We start from the raw sequence: 20,596 nt of genomic DNA on the forward strand, positions 1-20,596 counted from the left end.
TCATCCTCTGTTCTTGACCTTGTCCCGCACGCGCGCGGCGATGGCGGGGCTGACGAAACTGTCGATCGCGCCGTCCAGACGGGCGATTTCCTTGACCAGCCGCGAGGCGATGGCCTGATGCCGCGGATCGGCCATCAGGAATACCGTCTCGATGTCCTGATTGAGGCGCTGATTCATAGCCGTCATCTGGAACTCGTATTCGAAGTCGGCGACCGCGCGCAAACCGCGAATGATGACATTGGCGTTCAGCTCTTCCGCGAAATGCATCAGCAGGGTCGAGAAGGGCTGGACCACGATGTCGCCGCCCAAGTTCGCCACCTCGGCCTGGAGCATCTCGACCCGTTCGGCCGTGGTGAACAACGGCCCCTTGTCGTCGTTCTGGGCCACGCCGATAACCAGTCGATCCACCAGCTTCAGCGCCCGCTTGATGATGTCGGTGTGACCGTTGGTCACCGGATCAAAGGTGCCCGGATAGAGTCCGATGCGCATGGCGTGTCTCCCCAGCCTGTCGCCTGCTGTTCGGCGTGACTTAGCAGGTGCGAAAGGTTCGGCCTAGCAGCCGGTTGGCATAGTGGCGTGTCGCAAAAACAGGGTGACAAAGCGCCAAAGCGCCAATGCAGGCGGGTGGGACGGCGGGGCGGGTTTTAGCGTCACGTCTGTCATTGCGCGACTTTACACCCGCCGTAAACCCAGGCGCGCTGATTGCTGAGTTCGCAGACGGAGATGCTGAATTCGTTAAATTTTTCTTGCAGAATTAGGAGTTCTGGACCGTCAAAGGCAGCGGATCATTGGCGGCCCAGGCGGTTTCGATCGCCGTCAGCAGGGTCGGATCGACGGCGAAAACCGTGTCGTCAATTGCAGTGATGGGACATGCAGGCGTGGCGCTGTTGCACAGGAATGCGCCATCGAAGCCCGCCATTTCGGACACGTGCACCGGGCGGGTCTGCGACGATAGGACCAGCCCGGTCAGCCCCCGCGCGATCAGGACTTGGGTCACGCCCGCCAGCATCGGCGCCTGGGGCCAGACGATGCGGTTTCCCTCGATGAAGCCGATGTTCCAGGTGACGCCCTCGGACACATGACCCTGGTCATCAACGAACAGGGCGTCGTCGAAGCCCGCCGCCCGCACGGCCCGGCGCACGCGCGTCTGACCGAATGTGGCGACGTGTTTCAGGTGGGGCGTTTCGCGGCCATGAGCCACGGCCGTCACCCGCATTTGGGTCGCCAGCGGCGGCGGGGGCGGCGAGACGACGGTCATCACCTTGGGTCGGCCGACGAAGGACGGATTGCGATGGCCGATCTCGGGCGAGAACAGGCTGACGCGTATCCATGACTTGTCACGTCCCTCAACAGCGAGAGCCAAAAGACGCCGGAACTCGGCCTCGCCGGGGCTTTCGCCGAACAGTTCGACGGCGGCCTGGTCGAGGCGGGCGAGATGCAGGTCCAGGCCCCGGACCCCGCCATGCTCGACGCGGAAGGAGGTGTAGGCGCCGTAGTTGACTAGGGCTTGGTGCGCGAGGTCGTCAGGGGTGGCGGGGAGGCCGTCGATCAGGATCGACATGATCGGTATGTACCTATATATAAAGTTATATAACTTTGGAGTTGCCGATATGTCGGTTTACGCCCCTCTGGAATACCGCCTCGCTCAGACAAAGCAAAACGCCCTCACCCTGTCGTTCGAAGAGATCGAAGCCCTGCTGGGTCGGAAGCTTCCCCAATCCGCCTATGACGAGCGGATCAAGCGTCAATGGTGGGCCAATACCGACACCCATGTTCAGGCCAAGGCCTGGCTGAAAGCGGGCCGCAAAGCCAAGCTTAACTCCGCTCGGAACGAGGTCACCTTCGTAAAGGAACAGACCGACACTGTGGTAGAGGGCGCCCTTATATCCTTGGCGGCCCTGACGCCCGCTGCGCGCAGTTTAGTCGAGCGCACCTGTCAGGAGCGCGGCGTCGATCTTGGAACCGCCGTCACCCTCCTGCTGAATGAAACCGCACGAAGCCGGAACGAGGCGTTTCTGGACAGGATGGACCAGTCGCGCGGCCGCTCGACCTATTCCAGCGTCTCCAGCGTCGATCTGATCCGGGAAGATCGCGATGGCCGATGAGGTGGTGATCGACGCCTCGGTCTTTGCGGCGGCCGTGTTCGACGAGGAACATTCCGCCGCCGCCAGACGGTTTCTGGGCGATTGTGTAAGGACCGAGCGGATCATGATCGCATCCGACCTGATGCCGCTCGAAATCGCCAGCATAGCGGCGAAGAAGGTCTGGCGAGGCGAATGCTCGGAGCAACTCGGGGCGGAAGCCGTTGATACAGTGCGTGGCATGATGGCCATGCCGGTATCACTGCCAAACCTGTTGAAGCGCGCCTATGACCTGGCCGTGCGTCACAGGTTTTCCGTCTACGACGCGACCTATATCGCGTTGGCGGAAGGGCGAGACAGCCAGGTCGCGACGCTGGACGCACGACTGGTTCGACGCGCCGAGGCGGAAGGCTTCGCCGACCGCCTCGTCCTTGTCGCCTGATCAGTCCTCGCCGCCCTCTTCACCCGCGGCGTCCGCCTCATCCGAACCGCCGCTTTCCGGCAGGCGTTCGACCGAGACGACCTTTTCGTCCTTGCCGGTGCGGAAGATGGTGACGCCCTGGCTGGAGCGGCCGACGATGCGGACCTGATCCATCCGCGTGCGGATCATCTGACCGCCCGAGGTGACCAGCAGCAGGTCGTCGGTTTCCTCGACCGGGAAGGCCGCCGCCAGGCGTGTGCCGGCGCGACCGCCCAGACCGTGAGCCGTCAGGCCCTGGCCGCCGCGACCGGTGCGGCGATACTCGTAGGCCGAGGATCGCTTGCCGAAGCCGGTCTCGGTGACCGTCAGGATGAACTGTTCGGCGGCGCCCAGTTCGGCGATCCGTTCCACGGTCAGGGCGGCGTCGGCGACCTCGTCTTCAGCCTCGGCCGGAGCCGCGACATCCTCTTCCGCCTCCGCGCCGGCCAGGGCCTTGCGCATGGCGTTGGCGTGTTTGACGTAGGCGGAGCGTTCCTCGGGCGTCGCATCGACGCGGCCCAGGATGGCCATGGAGATGACCTCGTCGCCGTCTTGCAGGCGTACGCCCCGGACGCCGGTCGAGTCCCGGCCCTTGAAGACGCGCACATCGTCGGCCTTGAAGCGGATCGCGCGGCCCAGGGCCGTGGTCAGCAGCACGTCGTCATCGGCGGTGCACAGGCCGACGCCGACCATGCGGTCGTCACCTTCCAGCTTCATGGCGATTTTGCCGGCGCGGTTGACCGTGGCGAAGTCCGACAGCTTGTTGCGGCGCACGTCGCCCGAGCTGGTGGCGAACATGATGTCGTAGTCGCCCCAGGTCGTCTCGTCCTCGGGCAGGGGCAGGACGTTCATGATGCTGTCGCCCGGCTCGATGGGCAGCAGGTTGACGAAGGCCTTGCCGCGCGACTGCGGATTGCCCAGCGGCAGACGCCAGGTCTTCAGCTTGTAGGCCTTGCCGTTGGTGGCGAAGAACAGGACCGGGGTGTGGGTCGAGGCGCTGAACACGCCGGTGATGGCGTCCTCGTCCTTCATCGACATGCCCGAACGGCCCTTGCCGCCGCGATGCTGGGTCCGATAGGCGTTCAGGGCGACGCGCTTGACGTAGCCGCCGTGGGTGACGGTGACGACCATGTCCTCGCGCGGGATCAGGTCTTCGTCCTCCATCTCGCCGTCGCCTTCCCCGATCAGGGTGCGACGCGGGACGGCGAACTTGGCCTTCACGTCGATCAGGTCGTCGCGAATGATGGCCAGGACGTTCTTGCGGTCAGACAGGATGGTCAGGTGGCCCTGGATGGTGTCGGCCAGGCCGTTCGCCTCGCCGAAGATGTCGTCACGGCCCAGGCCGGTCAGGCGCGACAGGGTCAGGGCCAGGATGGCGCGGGCCTGTTCGTCGGTCAGTTGCAGGCTGTCGCCGTTGATGACGACGCTGCGCGGGTCGGCGATCAGTTCGACCAGGGCCATCATGTCGCCGACGGGCCAGGGCTTGGCCTGCAGGCGTTCGCGCGCCTCGGTCGGGTCGGCCGAGGAGCGGATGATGTGGATGACCTCGTCGATATTGGCGACGGCGACGGCCAGACCGACCAAGACGTGGCCGCGGTCGCGGGCCTTGTTCAGTTCGAACTTGACGCGGCGGACGACGACTTCCTCGCGGAATTCGAGGAAGATCTGCAGCAGGTCGCGCAGGCCCATCTGTTCGGGTCGGCCGTGGTTCAGCGCCAGCATGTTGACGCCGAACGAGCTCTGCATGGCGGTATAGCGCCACAGCTGGTTCAGGATCACGTCGCCGGAGGCGTCGCGCTTCAGCTCGATGACGATCCGCATGCCCTGGCGGTCGGATTCGTCGCGGACGTCGGAAATGCCTTCCAGACGCTTTTCGCGCACCATTTCGGCGATCCGCTCGATCAGGGTCTGTTTGTTGACCTGATAGGGCAGTTCGGTGACGACGATGGCTTCGCGATCCTTGCGGATCTCTTCGACCGAGGCGCGACCGCGCACGACGACCGAGCCGCGACCGTCGCGAAGCGCATTGCGCGGCGCGGTGCGGCCCATGATCTCGCCGCCGGTCGGGAAGTCGGGGCCGGGCACGATGTCCAGCAGGGCGTCGTCGGTGACGTTGGGATCGTCCAGCAGGGCCAGGGCCGCATCCACGACCTCCCCCAGATTATGCGGCGGGATGTTGGTCGCCATGCCGACGGCGATGCCGCCGGCGCCATTGACCAGCAGGTTGGGAATCCGGCTCGGCAGGACGACCGGCTCCAGTTCCTTCTCGTCGTAGTTCGGCTGGAAATCGACGGTGTCCTTGTCGATATCGGCCATCAGAGCGACGGCGGCCGGGGCCATCCGGGCCTCGGTGTAACGCATCGAGGCGGGCATATCGCCGTCGACCGAGCCGAAGTTCCCCTGGCCGTCGACCAGCATCAGACCCATCGAGAAGGGCTGAGCCATCCGCACCAGGGCCATATAGACCGAGGCGTCGCCGTGGGGGTGGAACCGGCCCAGCACGTCGCCGACCACGCGGGCGCATTTCGAATAGCTGCGCTCGGGCGTCATGTTCAAGTCGTGCATCGAGTACAGGATGCGACGGTGAACCGGCTTGAGCCCGTCACGGGCGTCAGGCAGGGCGCGGCTGACGATCACGCTCATGGCGTAGTCGAGGTACGAACGCTTCAGTTCGTCCTCGATCGTGATCGTGGAAATATCGGAGCCGCCGCCTCCCGGAACGATGGGGGTCGCGGCGTTTTCGTAGCTGTCGTCGGTCAATGAAGCGTGGCTTTATGCGGCCGGAATCGGAACGTGATCCGCTGTGACGATTTCTAGCATTCCAGGGCCTCGGTGGCAAAGCGACGTCGCCGTGAAAGCCCGTCTCTGAAAGGACTTTCCACATGCGCGCAAACCACATCGCCGCCGCCCTCCTCCTCGCCTCCCCTCTGGCCCTGATCGGGGCCTGCGCTTCGACCGCCGACGCGGCCCAGATGCAGGCCGAACGCGCCCCCGTCGGCGCCACCGGACAGGCCGTCCTGGTCAATGCCCAGGGCGCCAATATCGGCCGGGTCGATCTGCGTCAGGGCCCGACCGGCCTGGTGATCAAGGTCGAGGCCTCGGGCCTGACGCCCGGCTGGCACGGCATCCATATTCATGCGACCGGCGAATGCGCCGCGCCCTTCACCTCGTCCGGCGCCCATATCAACCACGGCGAACCCAAGGCGCCGCACGGCCTGCTGAACGCCGCCGGTCCCGATGACGGCGACCTGCCGAACGTCTACGCCGGCGCCGACGGCAAGGTGAACGCCGAACTGTTTTCGACCCGCGCGCGGATTTCCTCGGAAGGGCCCGGCCAATGGCTGTGGGATACCGACGGATCGGCGATCATTATCCACGCCAATCCCGACGACCACGCCAGCCAGCCCATCGGCGGCGCGGGCGACCGGGTGGCCTGCGCGGCGTTGAGCGCGAGCTGACGCCTCACTCTCTCCGTCATACTCGGGCGGGAATTCACCGGCACCGATTGCTCGCGGTGACGATCCGAATGTCTCGCTTCGGCACCTGCGTGATGGCAGTGCGCGACCCGTTTGCGAAGTTACAAGGGTCTGATTGTTGGGCGACGGCGTGCAACGATCCGTCCGCCAGACTGCTTGCGGGAAACCCTCGTCGCTGAGACTTTACCGCTTGCCCCGTCCTCAGGGTCCGATCCCACAGGAGGTGTGGTTTAGAGGAGGATAGCCTGACATTGCGTTGGTTTGGCCCGGCGGAAATGGCTGATCGGCTTGGAGGCGCAGGACATCGATACGCCGACGGACTAGCGGCTGGCCAAGGGGAAGATGCAGTTGGTCCCGCCGCCTCAGTAGGCCGCTTGGGCGTTGAACGCCCGCGTTTCCTCAACGGTCAGGAAGTGGGGATTGGTCGCGGAGTCGTACTGGAAGCCGGGTGTGACCCGCTCACCGACTTCCCCAAGCGCGTTGTTGCCGAAATCGGCCTGTATGTTGTGGAAGCGGATGGTAGGGGCGATCACATAGTGGTCGTCGAAAACGTAAGTCAGGTGTGAGTCGTCGGTCGGGCACATGACTTCATGCAGTTTCTCGCCCGGCCGGACGCCCACGACGTGCGTGGGCATGCCGGGGGCCAACGCTTCGGCCAGATCGGAAATTCTCACAGAGGGAATCTTCGGAATGAAAATCTCCCCCCCCTGCATCCGCTGAAAATTGGTCAGGACGAACTCGACTCCTTGACGCAGCGAAATCCAGAACCGGGTCATGCGCGGATCTGTGATGGGCAGGGACTCCACGCCTTCGGCGATCAGCTTTTCAAACAGCGGCAGGACCGAACCACGCGACCCCACCACGTTGCCGTAGCGAACCACCGAGAAACGCGTGCGGTGGCTGCCCGCCATGTTGTTGGCGGCGACGAAGAGCTTGTCCGAGACGAGTTTGGTCGCCCCGTAGAGGTTGATCGGGCTGGCCGCCTTGTCGGTCGACAAGGCGATGACGCTCTCGATGTCATTGGCCAGGGCCGCCGCAATGACGTTCTCGGCGCCGCTGATGTTGGTGCGGATACATTCTGTCGGATTGTATTCCGACGCCGGCACCTGCTTCATCGCCGCCGCATGGATAATGAAATCGACGCCGCGCGTGGCCTGTATCAGCCGATCCCTGTCACGCACGTCGCCGAGAAAGAAACGCATGCGCGGATCGGAAAACTCGTGCTGCATCTCGAACTGCTTCAGCTCGTCGCGCGAATAGACAATTACCCGCTTAGGATCGTAGCGCTCCAGGATGGTGCGGACATACATCCGCCCGAAGGAGCCCGAGCCTCCCGTGATCAGTACCGATTTGTCGTCGAACATGGCGATTTCTGGTGCCCTAAACTAATGCTGCGCGCAGACCGGCATCCGCAGCGCCGACGCGTCTGAAGAGCGCCCGGAAGGCTCTAATGCAAGTTTTCGCATGTCCTGAGCAGCATCAGCAACACTCTCCAAGGCGCCGAGAGCCTCCCGCGATCGCCCCATGGTCTGTCAGTCCAGCAATGACCAGACCAGCGGGGTGCCCTTCACAGCGTCCTGTCGCAATCTGCGCCCGAGGAGCTCGCGATAATGCCGGGGGTGGAGGCCGTCGCCGGGGCGGACGGAACGAAGGTTCTCGGGCGTCAAAGCCTCCCCCTTCTTCATGTCCATCGCGATAAACAGTGATCGGCCGAAGCGGCGGTTGACCAGGGCCTGGCCCGTGGGTCCAGACTGGACGCCGCCGATGGCTTGTTCCGCGATCCTGACGCCCTTGACCAGGCCGGCGAACTCGTCCGGCGTCAGCGAGAAGCTCGCGTCAGGCCCGCCGATGGCGCGGTCGAGAATGAAGTGCTTCTCGATTACCTGGGCCCCCAGCGCCACTGCGGCGATGGCGACCGCATTCTCGGTCGTGTGATCCGACAAGCCCATCCTGAGGCCGAAGGTCTTGGCCCAGACCGGTATCGTCGCCAGATTGGCGTCCGACGGCAGCGCCGGATAAGCCGAGGTGCATTTCAGCAGGGTGATGTCATGGTTGCCTTGCCGATGACAGGCCGCGATCGCCTCCTCGATGTCACCCATATTGGCGATGCCGGTGGAGATGATCATCGCGCGCCCCTTGGACGCCGCATGTTCGATCAGCGGGATGTCCGCGATCTCGAACGAGGCGATCTTGAAGATCGGCACGTCCATCTCATCCAGGAAGTCGACAGCCTCGAGATCGAACGGCGACGAGAAGAAGGTCAGACCCAGGCGATGGGCCTCCGCCTGGATCGGCGCATGCCATTCCCAAGGCGTTTGAGCCTCGAGATAGAGGTCGTGCAGGGTCGCGCCGTCCCACAGGGTTCCGTCATTGATCTGGAAAGGCGTCGTCTGGCAGTCAAGGGTGATCCCGTCCGCCGTGTAGGTCTGGACCTTGATCGCATCGGCCCCGGCGGCGGCCGCGGCGCGCACGGTCTCGAGGCAAACCTCAAGCGAACCGCCATGGTTGGCCGAAAGCTCCGCCACCATGAACACATGGTCCGGGTAGGTGAAGCTCATGCCGCATCTTCCTTGAATACGCTCGCCATCAAGGCCGCCCGATCAGAAGGCCAGTCGTCGGCCAACCGCGCCATACAGATGATATCCTGCAACTCGCCATCCTTCAGACGCGCTTTCGCAAGCAAGCCTTCGCGGGTGAAGCCAAACCGCTCGTGCAGCCGGACGACGCCGCCGTTGAAGGCGAACACCTCGCAGCACAGTTTGCGGATTCCGACCGGCCCGAACGCCTCGTCCAGCGCGAGCAGTTCCATGGCGGCGCCCGATCCGCGCGGCGTGTCCGTCTCACCCAGATAGAAGGCCCAGTTGGCGCCGCCATGGGTCCGGTCAATTTCGGTGAAGGATACGAAGCCGACCGGTCGGTCGCCGTATTCAAATATGCGATAGACGGCGGATCGGTCGGCCAGGCTCCGATCGAACCAACGGGCATGCTCGTCGACCGTGATGATGTGGTCGCTGTACATATTGGCGCGGATCCGATCCTGATTGCGCCACGACAGGACGAGGGCGCGATCCCCCTCCGCCATCGGCCGCAATCGGCAATCGGCATAACGCATCAGACGCGCTCCTGAACCATGGACCGTTCGAGATGATCGAACAGACGTCGAACCCCCTGCCCATCGACCACGCCTGCGGCTCTGGCGCCGATGTCTTGTCGCACGACGGGATCCCGCAGTTGAGCCATCGCCGCCTTCACGCGCGCCTCGAGGTCCGCAGCGTCCCAAACGCCCGCGACAATATAGCCGCACAAGGCCGGCCAGTGATCGAGATTGGCCTTCTGGTTGGCGGCGATTCCGACGAGGATGGCCGGCGTTCCACACCGGGCGAGTTCGAACACCGTCTGCCCCGCACCGCTGATTGCGATGTCCGCCTCCAGCATCAGGGACGCTATGGCGGCGGCGTCGATCGCCTGATGCACGGACACGCCGGGCATCACGGGCGGCGCCGGCTGGCCGGCGCCCAGCACCAGATCGATCCTCCCCGCAGGGTAGGCCTGCTGGGCCAAACGGGCCATGGGCACGCCGAGCCCGTGCAGGTCGCCTCCGCCGAAGATCACCAGAATCCTCTCGATGTCGGGCCGCGCGGGCAGGCGCTCCGGCAGATCCCAGAACGGCGGACGCAAAGGCTGCCACGACGGACCGTTCAGCACCCATTCGTTTTCGGAGGTCTCGGAGACCGGCCGATCGGGGGCCGGATGAACGACCACGCCCGACGGATAGGACGAGCCCAGGTCATCGATGAAGACTGTGACGTCAGAATTGGATGCGATCGTCTCCATAGCCTCGGCCGAGGCGGCATAGCTGTCGATCAGAGCGATGCCCGCCCGCAGACCGCTCGGGCTCTGCCCGTCCTCCTGCCAGCGACGCTGGATCACGTCCTGCCCGGAGCCGATCGCGGCGACAGCGACCGCGTCACCGTCCAGAATCCAGCGAACCTGTCCGCCTCGCAGCAACCAGCCTTCCGCATATGCGCTGCACCGACTGACGTGGCCGAGGCCCCGGACCCGATCGCCTTCGGTGAACACTATAAGCAATCCCGGCGTAGTCATCGCGATGCGCCGGAATGAGGCACACTTTGTTGGCGTTCGGTCAACCGCCAATCCACCTTGGCGTCCATGTCCTGAACCTCGATTTCGACGTGGGTCATGGCGTTAATGTCCCCGCGAAAAGGTTCGGCCGGGTTGTCCTCTCGCCTAGCTACGCGATTTGCCGCTGCGATGCACGACTATTGAACTGACAATACAGTCTCAATAAGCCATCGCGACGATCGAAGTCGCCGCACTAAGACTCTGACCATACAGTCGCCGCCTCCGAGAGAAAAATCGGGTCAAGAACTCGCACCTGCCAATCCGACTACGAGAACAGCTGCAACAGGCCTCAAATCCCTGGCCTCCGCCCAGCGATTCCTCACCACCCACGCCGCAGTCTGCAACACCTTCAACGTCTAGCGCCACCTGATCAGCCGCCCTACCCTTCGCCACTTACGCGCCGAGGCAGACACCGCATGGTCGGCAGCGACCGCTTAAATCGGCTGGGGTAGGGCGAACTTCATCCGTCGGCGATTAAGCTGACAGCGCCGACGGACGGCCTCGGCTCGCAACGGCCAAGTTGAACAATCGTGAGCTCAAGATGGTTGCTAATGATTCGATCCCGCGCGTGCTCGAGGCTGCTGCGCAGCCAAGTCACTGAAAGTGCGGATCTCATGCTGCGGTCCTTACGCTTTACTTGCCGGTTAAGTTGACCGCACCCGGCATCTAAAGTTAGCCTTCACGGTCGTTTCGTAAGCGACCGATTCGCGCGGAGTTTTAAGCATGGCGGGCGACAGTGGCGCATTTCATCTTGCCTCAGAAATCGTACGCGAGATCGTTCCCGCAGCGCGTCCCCGCCTCCCATCGGCGGACGCTCTTCTGCCCTATCTGCGGCGGATAGACGAGAGCCGCAACTATTCGAACTTCGGCCCTCTGCTGACCGCGTTCGAAACCCGATTGGCGGAGCGGTTCGAGGCGGACTCCCACGTCGTCACCTGCGTCAACGGCACCCAGTCCCTGACCCTGACCCTCCAGGCGCTGGACCTGCCGAACGGCAGTCTGGTCGCCCTACCCTCCTATACCTTCGTCGCCACCGCCCATGCCGTGATCGCCGCCGGGCTCGCGCCCTGGTTCCTTGATGTCGACGCCGAGGACTGGATGCTGCACCCTGAGACGGTGCGCGCCGCACTTGCCGCGGCGCCAGGCCCGGTCTCGGCGGTCATCGCCGTTGCGGCCTTCGGCGCCATGCCAGACCTCGACGGCTGGAGGGCCTTGCGCGACGACACCGGCCTGGTCGTCGTGCTGGACGCCGCCGCCGCGTTCGATCAGGCCCACGCGGCCGACATTCCCACCGTCGTCAGCCTGCATGCCACCAAGGTCGTGGGTATAGGCGAGGGCGGGTTTCTCGCAACCCTCGACGCCGATCTGGCCGCGCGGGTGCGTCAGCTGACCACCTTCGGCTTTCGCGGCTCGCGCGCCTCGCAAGTCACCGCCACCAATGCCAAGCTCAGCGAATACGCGGCCGCAGTGGGTTTGGCCGCTTTGGACAGCTGGGACGCCGACCGACTCCAATACCTCCGGACCGGGCGGCTGATGCGCGCCGCCATGACCTTCCTGCCCCAGGTGCGATTCCAAGCCGGATGGGGCGTCCAATGGGTCACCAGCGCCTGTTCGGTGCGCCTGCCGGACGGATCGGCCGGTGGGCTGGAAAAGGCTCTGGCGGCTCAGGATATCGCGACCAGGCGCTGGTGGGATCGGGGCTGCCACGCCAATCCCGCCTTCGCTCAGTGTCCACGTGGTGATCTGTCGGCGACCGACTTGCTGGGGCGCTCCGTGCTCGGCCTGCCCTTCGCCGTCGACATGGACGAGCGTCAAATTTCCCGCATCTCGTCGGCCCTCGCCACGGCGCTCGTGGACCTGTAACGCTGGCCAGCGAGTGCGCCGCCGCGACAGTTCGTCCTCATATTTCCGACGCTGTCCGCCGGACAGGTACACTGCGCCCCGTTCCCAAGGACGGTGCCGACGTGGCGACCGCGTGGCGTGGTAGACACCGCTCGCGGTCGCGTCGTATGCGATGACGGGATCACGATAGCCGCATGGGCCCGGCGCGTCATAAACTTTGTCTCGTTGGTGTGCGACTTCGACGAGTCCTATCGAACGTCCGCTCGACGCGACGGGTCAGGCGCGCCGAACGAAGAGGCATCCGCCCGCAACGAACGCGCGTGCGATGCTGCCGCCCCAACGCTCCAGTAACGCGTCCCCGGCGAGCTTGGGTCCATCGCCGTAGCGCCAGCAGTAGTCGTCGATCGCAACCCACCCTCCCGGGCCCACCAGCTGCGACCAGAGCGTAACGTCCTCCGCCGCGCAGGCCGCATCGTGATTTCCGTCGATATGTAGCAGGGCGATGCATCCCGAGGGCTTCAGCTCCGGACGTGACTTCAGGAGGCGCACCGCCTCCCCGTCCGCGTTCCCGCTGTAAATCGCGTGGCCCAAGACGGACGGTGTACGATAGGCTGTCATCGTACCCGGCGGGGCCAGCGCCGCGAATGTCGCTTCAAACGCCAGCGCGACACGTTCCAAGCTGGCCGCCCGCGTATAGTCCTGCATGATTTGCGGCAAATCCTTCTGCGCGCCGGCCTCCGTGCTCCACGGATCGAAGACGAACAGGGGCCGCTCTGACTTGCCCAGCGACCGGCCGGCCAGCAGAACGCTCGCGGAGCGGCCGAATAGCGATCCGATCTCGACGATGTCCCCTTGCGGCGCATCGAGCAGACAGGCCAACAGCGCAGCCAGCTTGTCGTCGTAGGATTCCCCGAACAGATCGAAGGCGATGCGGATGGTACCGGCCAAGAACGCCAGGTCCGGCAGAGCCTGGCCGGGTGCGACCTTGGCGATGAAGCGCTGCCACTGTTCGGCACGCGCGAAGATGTCGTCCCAGCGAGCGAACTCCTCCTCCAGGGCGGACCGATTGATGATCCGCAGGTGGGTCAAGTCATGTTCGCGCAGCACGTCGCCGAGCGCTGCATGGACCATGTGGGCCGAGGCGTGGATCTGAGTGACGCCGTGCGTCTGGACGAGGGCCAGGAAGGCGGCAGGGAATTCGGGATCGTGCACAAGCGGCAGCCGCGTCCAGGGCACCGTGCCGTCAGTCGGGTCGCTCGTGTCAGATGACGCGCCGACAACCCGCTCCCCCCGATCCAGCGCCTGTTTGAGGTAGGCGAGACCGCCCGGTGTCGATACCGGAAACACTAGGGTCACTGACATCTCGTTCATCCAGCAGCGCGGGGGCATATCTAGGAGCGACCATGGTCGGAAGATGGTAAACAGCAGCCTTAGATCATCCCCAGGCAGGCTCTCAACGTCGGCGGGCCGGGCAGGCCGCGCCGGACCCGTTAACCATTCGATGTTTTTCGCTCGATAGACTCTCAGTTCTGCGAATCAGGAGCACAGCATCCTCATCCTAGTCGCCAGTCTCGGCCTCGCTCATTCGCGCCTCCCAAGGTCGAAGCCCTGTCTCGGTGGCGGCGCACCGGATCAGCGAAGGGTGGAGCCTATGCAGTGACCAAGCAGAGACTGGTCGTCATAGGCCCTGGCCTGATGGGTCTGAATCACATCGAGCTGATCCTGAAGAACCCGCGCTGCGAGCTGGCCGGCATCGTCACGCCCGTGCGACAAGTCTTCAACGATGTGGGCCAGCGGCTGAACGTCCCACTGTTCCATGACCTGGAAGAGTGTCTGAACGCTCTCGCACCGTCGGGCGTGGTCATCTCTTCGCCCAACGAGTTCCACTACGATCAGGCCCGCCTGTGTGTCGAACGAGCCATCCCCGTGCTGATCGAGAAACCGATCACGTCGGACTACGAAGATGCCGTGCGTCTGGTGGATCTCGTCGAGCGGCGCAAGGCCAAGGCGATCGTCGGTCATCATCGGGCGCACAGCCCCCTGATGGCGAAGGCCAAGGCCATCATCGACGAGGGTCGGCTGGGCCGCCTTGTGGCCATCCAGGGCAGCGCGATTTTCTACAAGCCGCCGGAGTATTTCGACGCCGGCCCGTGGCGGCGTGAGCTGGGCGGCGGACCGATCCTGATCAACCTGATCCACGAAATCGGGATAATGAGAACGCTGTGCGGCGAGATCTCGGCCGTCCAGGCGATCATCTCCAATACACTGCGCCGGTTCCCCGTGGAGGACACGGTCGCGATCAATCTTCAGTTCCGGAACGGTGCGCTCGGAACCTTCGTCCTGTCGGACACCGGCGCCTCGCCGCGGAGCTGGGAACAGACCTCACGGGAAAATTCCATTTATCCCACCTATGCCGACGAGGACTGCTACAGCATCACCGGAACGTCAGGCTCGCTGGACTTTCCCACAATGCGACTAAAGTCGCACCCGGCTCCGCAAGCCGCCTCTTGGCATAGACCGCTCGTCGAGGAAGTGATCCCCGTGGTTCGAGAAAACCCGCTGGAACGCCAACTCGACAACTTTCTGGACGTGATCCTGGGCGTCGCCGCCCCCGTTGTGACCGTCTTTGACGGCGCGCAGAACATGAGGGTCGTGGAGGCAATCCGCCGCTCGGGCGAAACGAAGTCACTGATCGAGCTCAAGGACTAGAAGGTTCGACATGCGCTGCACGAAGGACCAGTCGGACGATGGATAGGGTCATCCTGCTCGACACCAATATATCATCGGCGCCCATCCACCAGTACCTCGTGGATGTGGGGCTTGAGGTCCATGTCGTCGGGCGCAATCAAGACGACTTCCTCGCCAAGACGGTGCCAAACTACATCAACCTCGACTATTCCGACGTCGAGGCGACGCGGATGCTCTTGGAACGGCTGGGGGCGAAATACCTGGTCCCCGGGTGCAACGACCTTTCCTACGACACCTGCGCCGCGATCAGCGCGGGCCGCCCGTTTCCGGGGATCGACCCGGTGGAGGTCGTCCGCACCCTGGGCAACAAGCAGGTTTTCCGACGTTATGCCGCGCTTCACGGCATTCCTGCGCCTCGCCAGATCGACGAGGCGGATGCAGTCGCCGGTCGACCGGTCATCGTCAAGCCCGTAGACGCCTATAGCGGTCGCGGCGTCACCGCCCTGAAGGCGCCGACGGTGGGCGAGATCGGCGCGGCGCTGGCCCTGGCCAAATCGTTCTCGGCGACCGGCGACTGCCTCATCGAGGAGTTCGTCGAAGGCCAACTCTACAGCCACACCGCCTTCCTGGGATCTGAGGGGGTGGTCGCCGAGTTCATCGTGGAGGAGCACGGATCCATCAATCCGTTCACGGTCGATACCAGTTGCCTAGTCCCTGATTTCGCACCGGCGCTGTTGGGCAGGGTGCGGGCGTCGATCGAACAGATCGCCCGCGACCTCAAGCTGACGTCCGGCCTGATCCACACCCAGTTCATCGCCGACGGCGATCAGTTCTGGATCGTGGAGATCACTCGCCGCTGCCCCGGCGACCTGTACAGCCTGCTGATCTCGCTTTCGACCGGCTTCGACTACGCGGAAAACTATACCCGACCGTTCATAGACAAGCCTTTCAAGGACAGCGCGCGGCGCCATGGCGCAATCATGCGCCACACCATCACATTGCGGCAGGCGCAGGTTTTCGGGTCGCTCCAGTTCCACCGGCCGATCCAGATCGAACACTTCTTCCCGCAAGCGCGCGTCGGCGACCACGTCGCACAGGCTCCGTTCGCCCGGATCGGCATTCTCTTCGCTCGAACCGCGACCGCCTCGGCGCTCGACGAACTCATGGCAAGCACTCTGTGCGGCGATCTCTACTCGGTTCTGAGCTAGGGGGCGGTGAAGCGATGACCAAACAGGATTTCAGGACAACCGTGAATGCCGCGATCAGCGCGGCGCCCGCCAACCTTCACCTGGCTCGGACGCTGCTGTCGGGCGCTTTCACAGGTCCGTGCTTCGTCGTTGGTCGAAACGAACAGGCCTTGGACCTGATCGGCAAACTCAGGCTGGACGGCGTGCTGGACGACTTCGCCGAGCCAGGGTCAGTCTGGCATGGTCTTCCTGCCGTCTCTACTGAGCAACTTCCCGCGGGTGCGATCGTCATTAACTGCTCGACCTCGATCAGCCCCGTCGCCGTCGAGCAGAAGATCAGGTCCGTCGGCCGCGTGTCGGTCGTCTCGATCCACGACCTCATCCACGCCGCTGGGGGCGCGATCGACCATCCCCAGTTCGTACGGGACCAACGCCATGACTGGCAATCGTTCGAGGCGGAATGGGCCGACATCTTCGACAGCCTGGAAGACGCGCTGTCTCGCCAGACCCTGCTGGATCTCGTCCGCTACCGCCTGACGGCAAACGTTGAGATCATGCGCGACTATGTGGTCCGCGTGAAGGACCAGTACTTCGAGCCGTTCATCCACCTGCGCTCTGAGGTTTTCGTGGACGCGGGCGGCTTTGACGGCGACACGACCGAGGAGTTCTGCCGCCGGTGCCCCGACTATCGGCGGGTGCATCTGTTCGAGCCGTCGCAACAGAATATGGGTGCGGCGAAGGTCAGGCTCGCGGGCTATCGGGACATCGTGTTCCACACACAGGGACTGTCAGACGCCGCCGGCAGCATGACGTTTAACGCCGGAGCCGGATCGGCGTCCTCTGTCACCTCCGGTATGGGTGAGGAGGTACAGATGACGACACTGGACCTGATCGTCACCGAGCCCGTGACCTTCATCAAGATGGATCTCGAAGGTTGGGAGCTGACGGCTCTGGCCGGATGCGAGCGGCGCATCCGTGCAGATCGTCCCAAGCTGGCCATCGCCGTCTATCACCGCGCCAGTGATTTCCGAACCGTGTGGCGTTACGCCCGCTCCATCCACCCAGATTACAAGGTGTATCTGAGACACTACACCCAGGGTTGGTCGGAAACCGTGATGTTTTTCGTCTGACGGCGCAGCACCGCCCTGGCCTCTCTTCGATCGGAACCGCCATGAACCTTGATCCTTCAGCGCCAACCCTCGGCCTCATCGAAAGCCCCGCCGAACTGTTGGCGCGCTTCGAAAGCCGTACGTCCGGCCTAATCGTGATCAAGCCCAAGGTCGTGTTCATGAAGATCGAGGCGAGCGATCCCATGCCCGTCTCGATGACGATCAACGTGCCATCGAGCGACATCGGCAGCGTCACCTTGCTAGAAGCCTCGGTCCTCGTGTCGCTGGTCAGGCTGGTCAAGCCGCGCAAACTGTTCGAGTTCGGGACGTTCCTGGGCTATTCCACCTCTCTGTTCGTCGAAAACTCAGCCGCCGACTGCACCGTCTATTCGCTCGACCTCGGCGATAACCATGTCAGCGACAAGCCGCTCGAGTCCTTCACCAGGGCTGCCCTGAGAAGCGACGGCAATATCAACGACGAATATCTACGCGGGGCCCAGGGCGCGCGTGGCCCCCACTACACCACCGCCCTCTCGGCCGCCGATCAGTCCAGGCTTCACCTTCTCCAGCAAGACAGCCGACAGTTCGATCCGGCCGCCCACGGACTGGAAGGCGCGGTCGACGTGGTGTTCGTCGATGGAGGACACGATACCGCAACCGTAACAATCGACACCGCGAACGCTCGCAAGATGGTCGGGGACAGCGGAATCATCGTCTTTCACGACTTCAGTTCGAACATCCACAGCGACGTGACGAGCTTCGTGAATGGTCTGGCCAGCAATGAGGTCGTTGTCTGTGTCCAACACACGATGCTGGCGATCTTGCTGATCGGGCCGCTAGGGCGCGATTTCCTGAAGATCGGCGCCTAGTCTCGATGGCCGACATCGACAGCGCAATCGACGCTCGAAAGCTCCTCGGTCGAGAAGCCTATCGAAGGCTGTCATCAAAGCGGGACGGACTGGCGGCCACACTTCTGCTGGCTCGAGCGGCTTACCACGTCACGCTTCTCGCGTGCGGCAATCTCCTGTTTTCGACAGGCCATGCCATCCCTGCCCTCCTGCTGCTGATCCCACACTTCATGGCCTGGTCTTTTCTGGGCTGGGCCGGGATCGGCCATGAGCTCTTTCACCGCTCCGCCTTCAAGACGCGATGGCTGAACCTCGCCCTATTCCGGCTCTTTTCGATCCTAACCTGGAACAACTACGGCTACTTCGAGGTCACTCATCCAGCGCATCACCGCGGCACGCTGCGGGACGGCGACCTGGAGGCCGACCCACAAGGACGGCTGACGCTACTCGAAACCTTGGCGTTGCTGACCGTGGACGTCGGTGCACTACTGCGCCGGCTCCGGATCCTGATACTAAATGCCGTCGGTGTCGCCCCGGAAGGCGCAGCCGGCAAGGTGTTTGTCCCCGGTAGCCAGGCGTTCGCCCAGCTGAGAACGGGCGCGCGCGCAGTCCTGGCTGGGCAGGCACTGCTGATAGCGACCTGTCTGGCGTTTCATTCGCCATTCCTAGCGCTGGCGATCTCGCTCGCGCCGTTCTGCGTGACCTTTCCCAACCGGACCTTGGCGTCGCTGCAGCACTTCAACCTGTCGGCGGACGAGACTGATGGGGCCTATGAAAACTCGACCCGCACCGTGGTGCTCGACCCGATCACCGGGTTCTTCTACGCGGACATGAACTACCATCTCGAACACCACTACTTTCCGGCCATCCCGCACTACAACCTGCGCGGTGTGCACGAGGCGTTTCGACGGGGCGGCAAGCACCGTCACATCGAGATCGGGTATTGGAGCGGGTTGAAACTGCTGGCGCGTGAAGGCTTTTTCACGGGCAGGACGACGCGCGTTCCCGGTTCGAAAGGCCTTTAGGCCGTGGTCGCCCAACGAGCGAACATCTCGCGGTAGGCGCCCTCCAGGATGCGCGTGAAGCCGGCTTCGTCACGGTAGGACGAGGCCTCGAACGCCGGGCGTATTCGCGAGCGCAGCTGGTCCAGAGCTTCAAAGTCGGCAGTCAGGTCGAGCGCGCGCTGGACGTAATCATCCCAGTCGTCGGCCACCAACTCGGGAATGCCCAAAGGCAGCACCGTACAGGCCCCGCTGCGTGCATAGTAGTTGTCCCCCATGTTCGACAGCACTGGCACGCCGTTGCCGAGCGCGTCATGGGTCGTGGCCCCACCGATGGCCGGCGAAGGATCAAGGGCCAGGTCGATGTCCTGGAACTCACGCAGGTAGTCGAGCCCCCTGCTCTCGCCCCGGAATTCCAGCTGGCCCGGGTTTGCCCCGTACCCGGCGAAGCGCGCCTGCGTCACTCTCTGAAGCACCGGGTCGATAAAGTAGCCGTATTTGAGGATCAATTTGGAGTCTGGCCGTTTCCGCAGAATCCGCGACCAGGCCGCGACCGTCTTCTCGTTCAGCTTGGCCGGGTTGTTGAACGATCCGAAGGTGACATAGCCGTTCTTAAGGGCGGGCGTTGGGATCGGATCCGGCCGGTCAGACGCCGGCCGGCTCGGACTCATCAGCTCCCCCAGGCTCCAGATCTTCTCGGTGAAAAACGCTTCCGTTCCAGGGACGGCCATTCCATCGCAATGGAAAACATAGTCCATGCACGGCAGGCCGGTGCTTTGTAGGAAATTGATCCAGGCGACCTGAATAGGAGCAGGGCGCAGCGAGAACACGGGCAGGCAACTGCCCGCGGTGTGACCCCAGATATCGACCAGGATGTCGATCTGGTCGTCACGGATCATCGCCGCAACATCCTCGCTCGGAAGTTTCCCGATCCTGCGCAGCTTGCAGGTCGCGGGAAGCGGCCCTTCGGTCTCCGGATCGGCGCAGTAAAGATGGACATCGACCGCCGAGGGATCGTGCGCCTCGATAACCGGCAACAAGAACTGGGTCACCTGATTGCGCGTGAAGGTCGGACCGATATAGCCGATGCGCAGGGGCCGGTCGATGTCGCGCGAGTTCGCGAAAGCGACAGAGTTCGAAGTCGCCGGGCGCGCATAGAGCTCGCCCCATTTGCGGGCTTCTTCGGCCATCTGCGCGAGGCTGAACTGGGCGATGAACACCGGACACAGCATGAACTCGTGGATGATCGGACTGGCGAACGTCTCGGCTGCGAGGCGAAAGACTTCCATCGCCCCCTCAAGCCGGCCCTGATGCTGCATGGAGAGACCGTAGCTGAGCATGAGGGTCTGATCGGGATTGTCCAAATCCAGCGCCGTGCCAAACGCCAGGGTCGCCGGCCCCATCAACTTGGCTTGATACAGCTGCATGCCCAGGGCCCCGCAATAGGCGGGATCGGTACGGAAGCGTTCCATGTCGCCGCCAACCGAACGGATCACCATCACCGCATGCAGGTTGCGGGCGTCGTCCAGGGTCGGACCCGCGATCTCAAGATGCCCGGACGCGACCAAGGCGCTGTAGAGCCAGTAGCGACTTTCGCAGTCGGCTGGCTTGGCCTGGCTGATGGCATAGAACAGTTCTACCGCCTCGCCCGCATCTCCCCGCGCCAAGGCGGCGCGCCCCTTTTCCATCGTCGGGATGTCGGCGAAAGCGTCGCTGGCATGAACGGCAGACATACGGGCGGCTCCGATTGAATGAGGAGAG

General features: G+C 63.8%; 18 protein-coding genes. 9 read left to right on the top strand and 9 right to left on the bottom strand.

Annotation, left to right across the window (positions count from 1 at the left end; genetic code table 11):
• Positions 1–489 carry a pantetheine-phosphate adenylyltransferase gene (gene coaD, locus ACW170_RS15965; RefSeq protein ID WP_492087602.1) on the bottom strand — a complete coding sequence of 163 codons (489 nt, stop codon included), beginning with the start codon at positions 487–489 and terminating at the stop codon, positions 1–3.
• A 265-nt stretch (positions 490–754) separates the two neighbouring features.
• Positions 755–1,561 carry an aminotransferase class IV gene (locus tag ACW170_RS15970; RefSeq protein WP_492087603.1) on the bottom strand — a complete coding sequence of 269 codons (807 nt, stop codon included), beginning with the start codon at positions 1,559–1,561 and terminating at the stop codon, positions 755–757.
• A gap of 49 nt (positions 1,562–1,610) precedes the next feature.
• Between ACW170_RS15970 and ACW170_RS15975 the strand changes: the two genes are divergently transcribed.
• On the top strand, positions 1,611–2,105 hold the full coding sequence (locus tag ACW170_RS15975; protein WP_492087604.1) for a DUF7662 domain-containing protein: 495 nt from the start codon (positions 1,611–1,613) through the stop codon (positions 2,103–2,105).
• Positions 2,095–2,523, top strand: a complete 429-nt coding sequence (locus ACW170_RS15980; protein ID WP_492087605.1) for a type II toxin-antitoxin system VapC family toxin — start codon at positions 2,095–2,097, stop codon at positions 2,521–2,523. Before ACW170_RS15975 ends, ACW170_RS15980 begins: the two co-directional genes overlap by 11 nt.
• On the opposite strand, the gene gyrA is transcribed toward ACW170_RS15980, so the two are convergent.
• Positions 2,524–5,301, bottom strand: coding sequence for a DNA gyrase subunit A (gene gyrA / locus ACW170_RS15985; RefSeq protein WP_492087606.1), 2,778 nt, complete (start codon positions 5,299–5,301; stop codon positions 2,524–2,526).
• A 122-nt stretch (positions 5,302–5,423) separates the two neighbouring features.
• Between gyrA and ACW170_RS15990 the strand changes: the two genes are divergently transcribed.
• Positions 5,424–5,999 (top strand): superoxide dismutase family protein, encoded by a 576-nt coding sequence (locus ACW170_RS15990; RefSeq protein ID WP_492087607.1) that lies wholly within the window; start codon positions 5,424–5,426, stop codon positions 5,997–5,999.
• A 380-nt stretch (positions 6,000–6,379) separates the two neighbouring features.
• Here the strand turns inward: ACW170_RS15990 and pseB are convergent, their stop codons facing one another.
• From pseB to ACW170_RS16010, 4 genes are all read right to left on the bottom strand, one after another.
• Entirely contained in the window at positions 6,380–7,381 is a 1,002-nt protein-coding gene (gene pseB / locus ACW170_RS15995; protein WP_492087608.1) for a UDP-N-acetylglucosamine 4,6-dehydratase (inverting), read from the bottom strand.
• Between the two features lie 168 nt (positions 7,382–7,549).
• The gene (pseI, locus tag ACW170_RS16000) at positions 7,550–8,575 is read right to left on the bottom strand and encodes a pseudaminic acid synthase (protein ID WP_492087609.1); all 1,026 of its coding nucleotides are present in this window, start codon (positions 8,573–8,575) and stop codon (positions 7,550–7,552) included.
• Positions 8,572–9,129: a UDP-4-amino-4,6-dideoxy-N-acetyl-beta-L-altrosamine N-acetyltransferase gene (gene pseH, locus ACW170_RS16005; RefSeq protein ID WP_492087610.1), complete on the bottom strand. Its 558-nt coding sequence runs from the start codon at positions 9,127–9,129 to the stop codon at positions 8,572–8,574. The genes pseI and pseH overlap by 4 nt, the downstream gene beginning before the upstream one ends.
• Complete coding sequence (locus tag ACW170_RS16010; protein ID WP_492087612.1) at positions 9,129–10,097, bottom strand: hypothetical protein; 969 nt, start codon at positions 10,095–10,097, stop codon at positions 9,129–9,131. The genes pseH and ACW170_RS16010 overlap by 1 nt, the downstream gene beginning before the upstream one ends.
• 786 nt (positions 10,098–10,883) lie before the next feature.
• Here ACW170_RS16010 and ACW170_RS16015 point away from each other — a divergent pair.
• Positions 10,884–12,023, top strand: coding sequence for a DegT/DnrJ/EryC1/StrS family aminotransferase (locus ACW170_RS16015; protein ID WP_492087613.1), 1,140 nt, complete (start codon positions 10,884–10,886; stop codon positions 12,021–12,023).
• A 255-nt stretch (positions 12,024–12,278) separates the two neighbouring features.
• Here ACW170_RS16015 and ACW170_RS16020 read toward each other — a convergent pair whose 3' ends face one another.
• Complete coding sequence (locus ACW170_RS16020; RefSeq protein WP_492087614.1) at positions 12,279–13,364, bottom strand: class I SAM-dependent methyltransferase; 1,086 nt, start codon at positions 13,362–13,364, stop codon at positions 12,279–12,281.
• A gap of 294 nt (positions 13,365–13,658) precedes the next feature.
• Between ACW170_RS16020 and ACW170_RS16025 the strand changes: the two genes are divergently transcribed.
• The 5 genes from ACW170_RS16025 (at position 13,659) to ACW170_RS16045 (ending at position 18,859) form a co-directional block, all read left to right on the top strand.
• Positions 13,659–14,711 carry a Gfo/Idh/MocA family protein gene (locus ACW170_RS16025; RefSeq protein ID WP_492087615.1) on the top strand — a complete coding sequence of 351 codons (1,053 nt, stop codon included), beginning with the start codon at positions 13,659–13,661 and terminating at the stop codon, positions 14,709–14,711.
• Between the two features lie 104 nt (positions 14,712–14,815).
• The gene (locus ACW170_RS16030) at positions 14,816–15,898 is read left to right on the top strand and encodes a hypothetical protein (protein WP_492087616.1); all 1,083 of its coding nucleotides are present in this window, start codon (positions 14,816–14,818) and stop codon (positions 15,896–15,898) included.
• A 14-nt stretch (positions 15,899–15,912) separates the two neighbouring features.
• Entirely contained in the window at positions 15,913–17,007 is a 1,095-nt protein-coding gene (locus ACW170_RS16035) for an FkbM family methyltransferase (RefSeq protein ID WP_492087617.1), read from the top strand.
• Between the two features lie 41 nt (positions 17,008–17,048).
• A complete protein-coding gene (locus ACW170_RS16040; RefSeq protein WP_492087618.1) occupies positions 17,049–17,855 on the top strand; it encodes a class I SAM-dependent methyltransferase in 807 nt (268 codons plus the stop codon).
• 5 nt (positions 17,856–17,860) lie between these two features.
• Positions 17,861–18,859, top strand: a complete 999-nt coding sequence (locus tag ACW170_RS16045) for a fatty acid desaturase (protein WP_492087619.1) — start codon at positions 17,861–17,863, stop codon at positions 18,857–18,859.
• Here the strand turns inward: ACW170_RS16045 and ACW170_RS16050 are convergent.
• Entirely contained in the window at positions 18,856–20,568 is a 1,713-nt protein-coding gene (locus ACW170_RS16050; RefSeq protein WP_492087620.1) for an O-linked N-acetylglucosamine transferase, SPINDLY family protein, read from the bottom strand. The genes ACW170_RS16045 and ACW170_RS16050 overlap by 4 nt on opposite strands.
• Positions 20,569–20,596 lie beyond the last annotated feature (28 nt).

Source organism: Brevundimonas sp. FV2ps16 (genome assembly GCF_058681075.1).

Coding starts and splice junctions, on each gene's coding strand:
- coaD (WP_492087602.1), bottom strand. CDS start 489: ATGCGCATCGGACTCTATCCGGGCACCTTTGATCCGGTGACCAACGGT.
- ACW170_RS15970 (WP_492087603.1), bottom strand. CDS start 1,561: ATGTCGATCCTGATCGACGGCCTCCCCGCCACCCCTGACGACCTCGCG.
- ACW170_RS15975 (WP_492087604.1), top strand. CDS start 1,611: ATGTCGGTTTACGCCCCTCTGGAATACCGCCTCGCTCAGACAAAGCAA.
- ACW170_RS15980 (WP_492087605.1), top strand. CDS start 2,095: ATGGCCGATGAGGTGGTGATCGACGCCTCGGTCTTTGCGGCGGCCGTG.
- ACW170_RS15990 (WP_492087607.1), top strand. CDS start 5,424: ATGCGCGCAAACCACATCGCCGCCGCCCTCCTCCTCGCCTCCCCTCTG.
- pseB (WP_492087608.1), bottom strand. CDS start 7,381: ATGTTCGACGACAAATCGGTACTGATCACGGGAGGCTCGGGCTCCTTC.
- pseI (WP_492087609.1), bottom strand. CDS start 8,575: ATGAGCTTCACCTACCCGGACCATGTGTTCATGGTGGCGGAGCTTTCG.
- pseH (WP_492087610.1), bottom strand. CDS start 9,129: ATGCGTTATGCCGATTGCCGATTGCGGCCGATGGCGGAGGGGGATCGC.
- ACW170_RS16015 (WP_492087613.1), top strand. CDS start 10,884: ATGGCGGGCGACAGTGGCGCATTTCATCTTGCCTCAGAAATCGTACGC.
- ACW170_RS16020 (WP_492087614.1), bottom strand. CDS start 13,364: ATGTCAGTGACCCTAGTGTTTCCGGTATCGACACCGGGCGGTCTCGCC.
- ACW170_RS16035 (WP_492087617.1), top strand. CDS start 15,913: ATGACCAAACAGGATTTCAGGACAACCGTGAATGCCGCGATCAGCGCG.
- ACW170_RS16040 (WP_492087618.1), top strand. CDS start 17,049: ATGAACCTTGATCCTTCAGCGCCAACCCTCGGCCTCATCGAAAGCCCC.
- ACW170_RS16045 (WP_492087619.1), top strand. CDS start 17,861: ATGGCCGACATCGACAGCGCAATCGACGCTCGAAAGCTCCTCGGTCGA.
- ACW170_RS16050 (WP_492087620.1), bottom strand. CDS start 20,568: ATGTCTGCCGTTCATGCCAGCGACGCTTTCGCCGACATCCCGACGATG.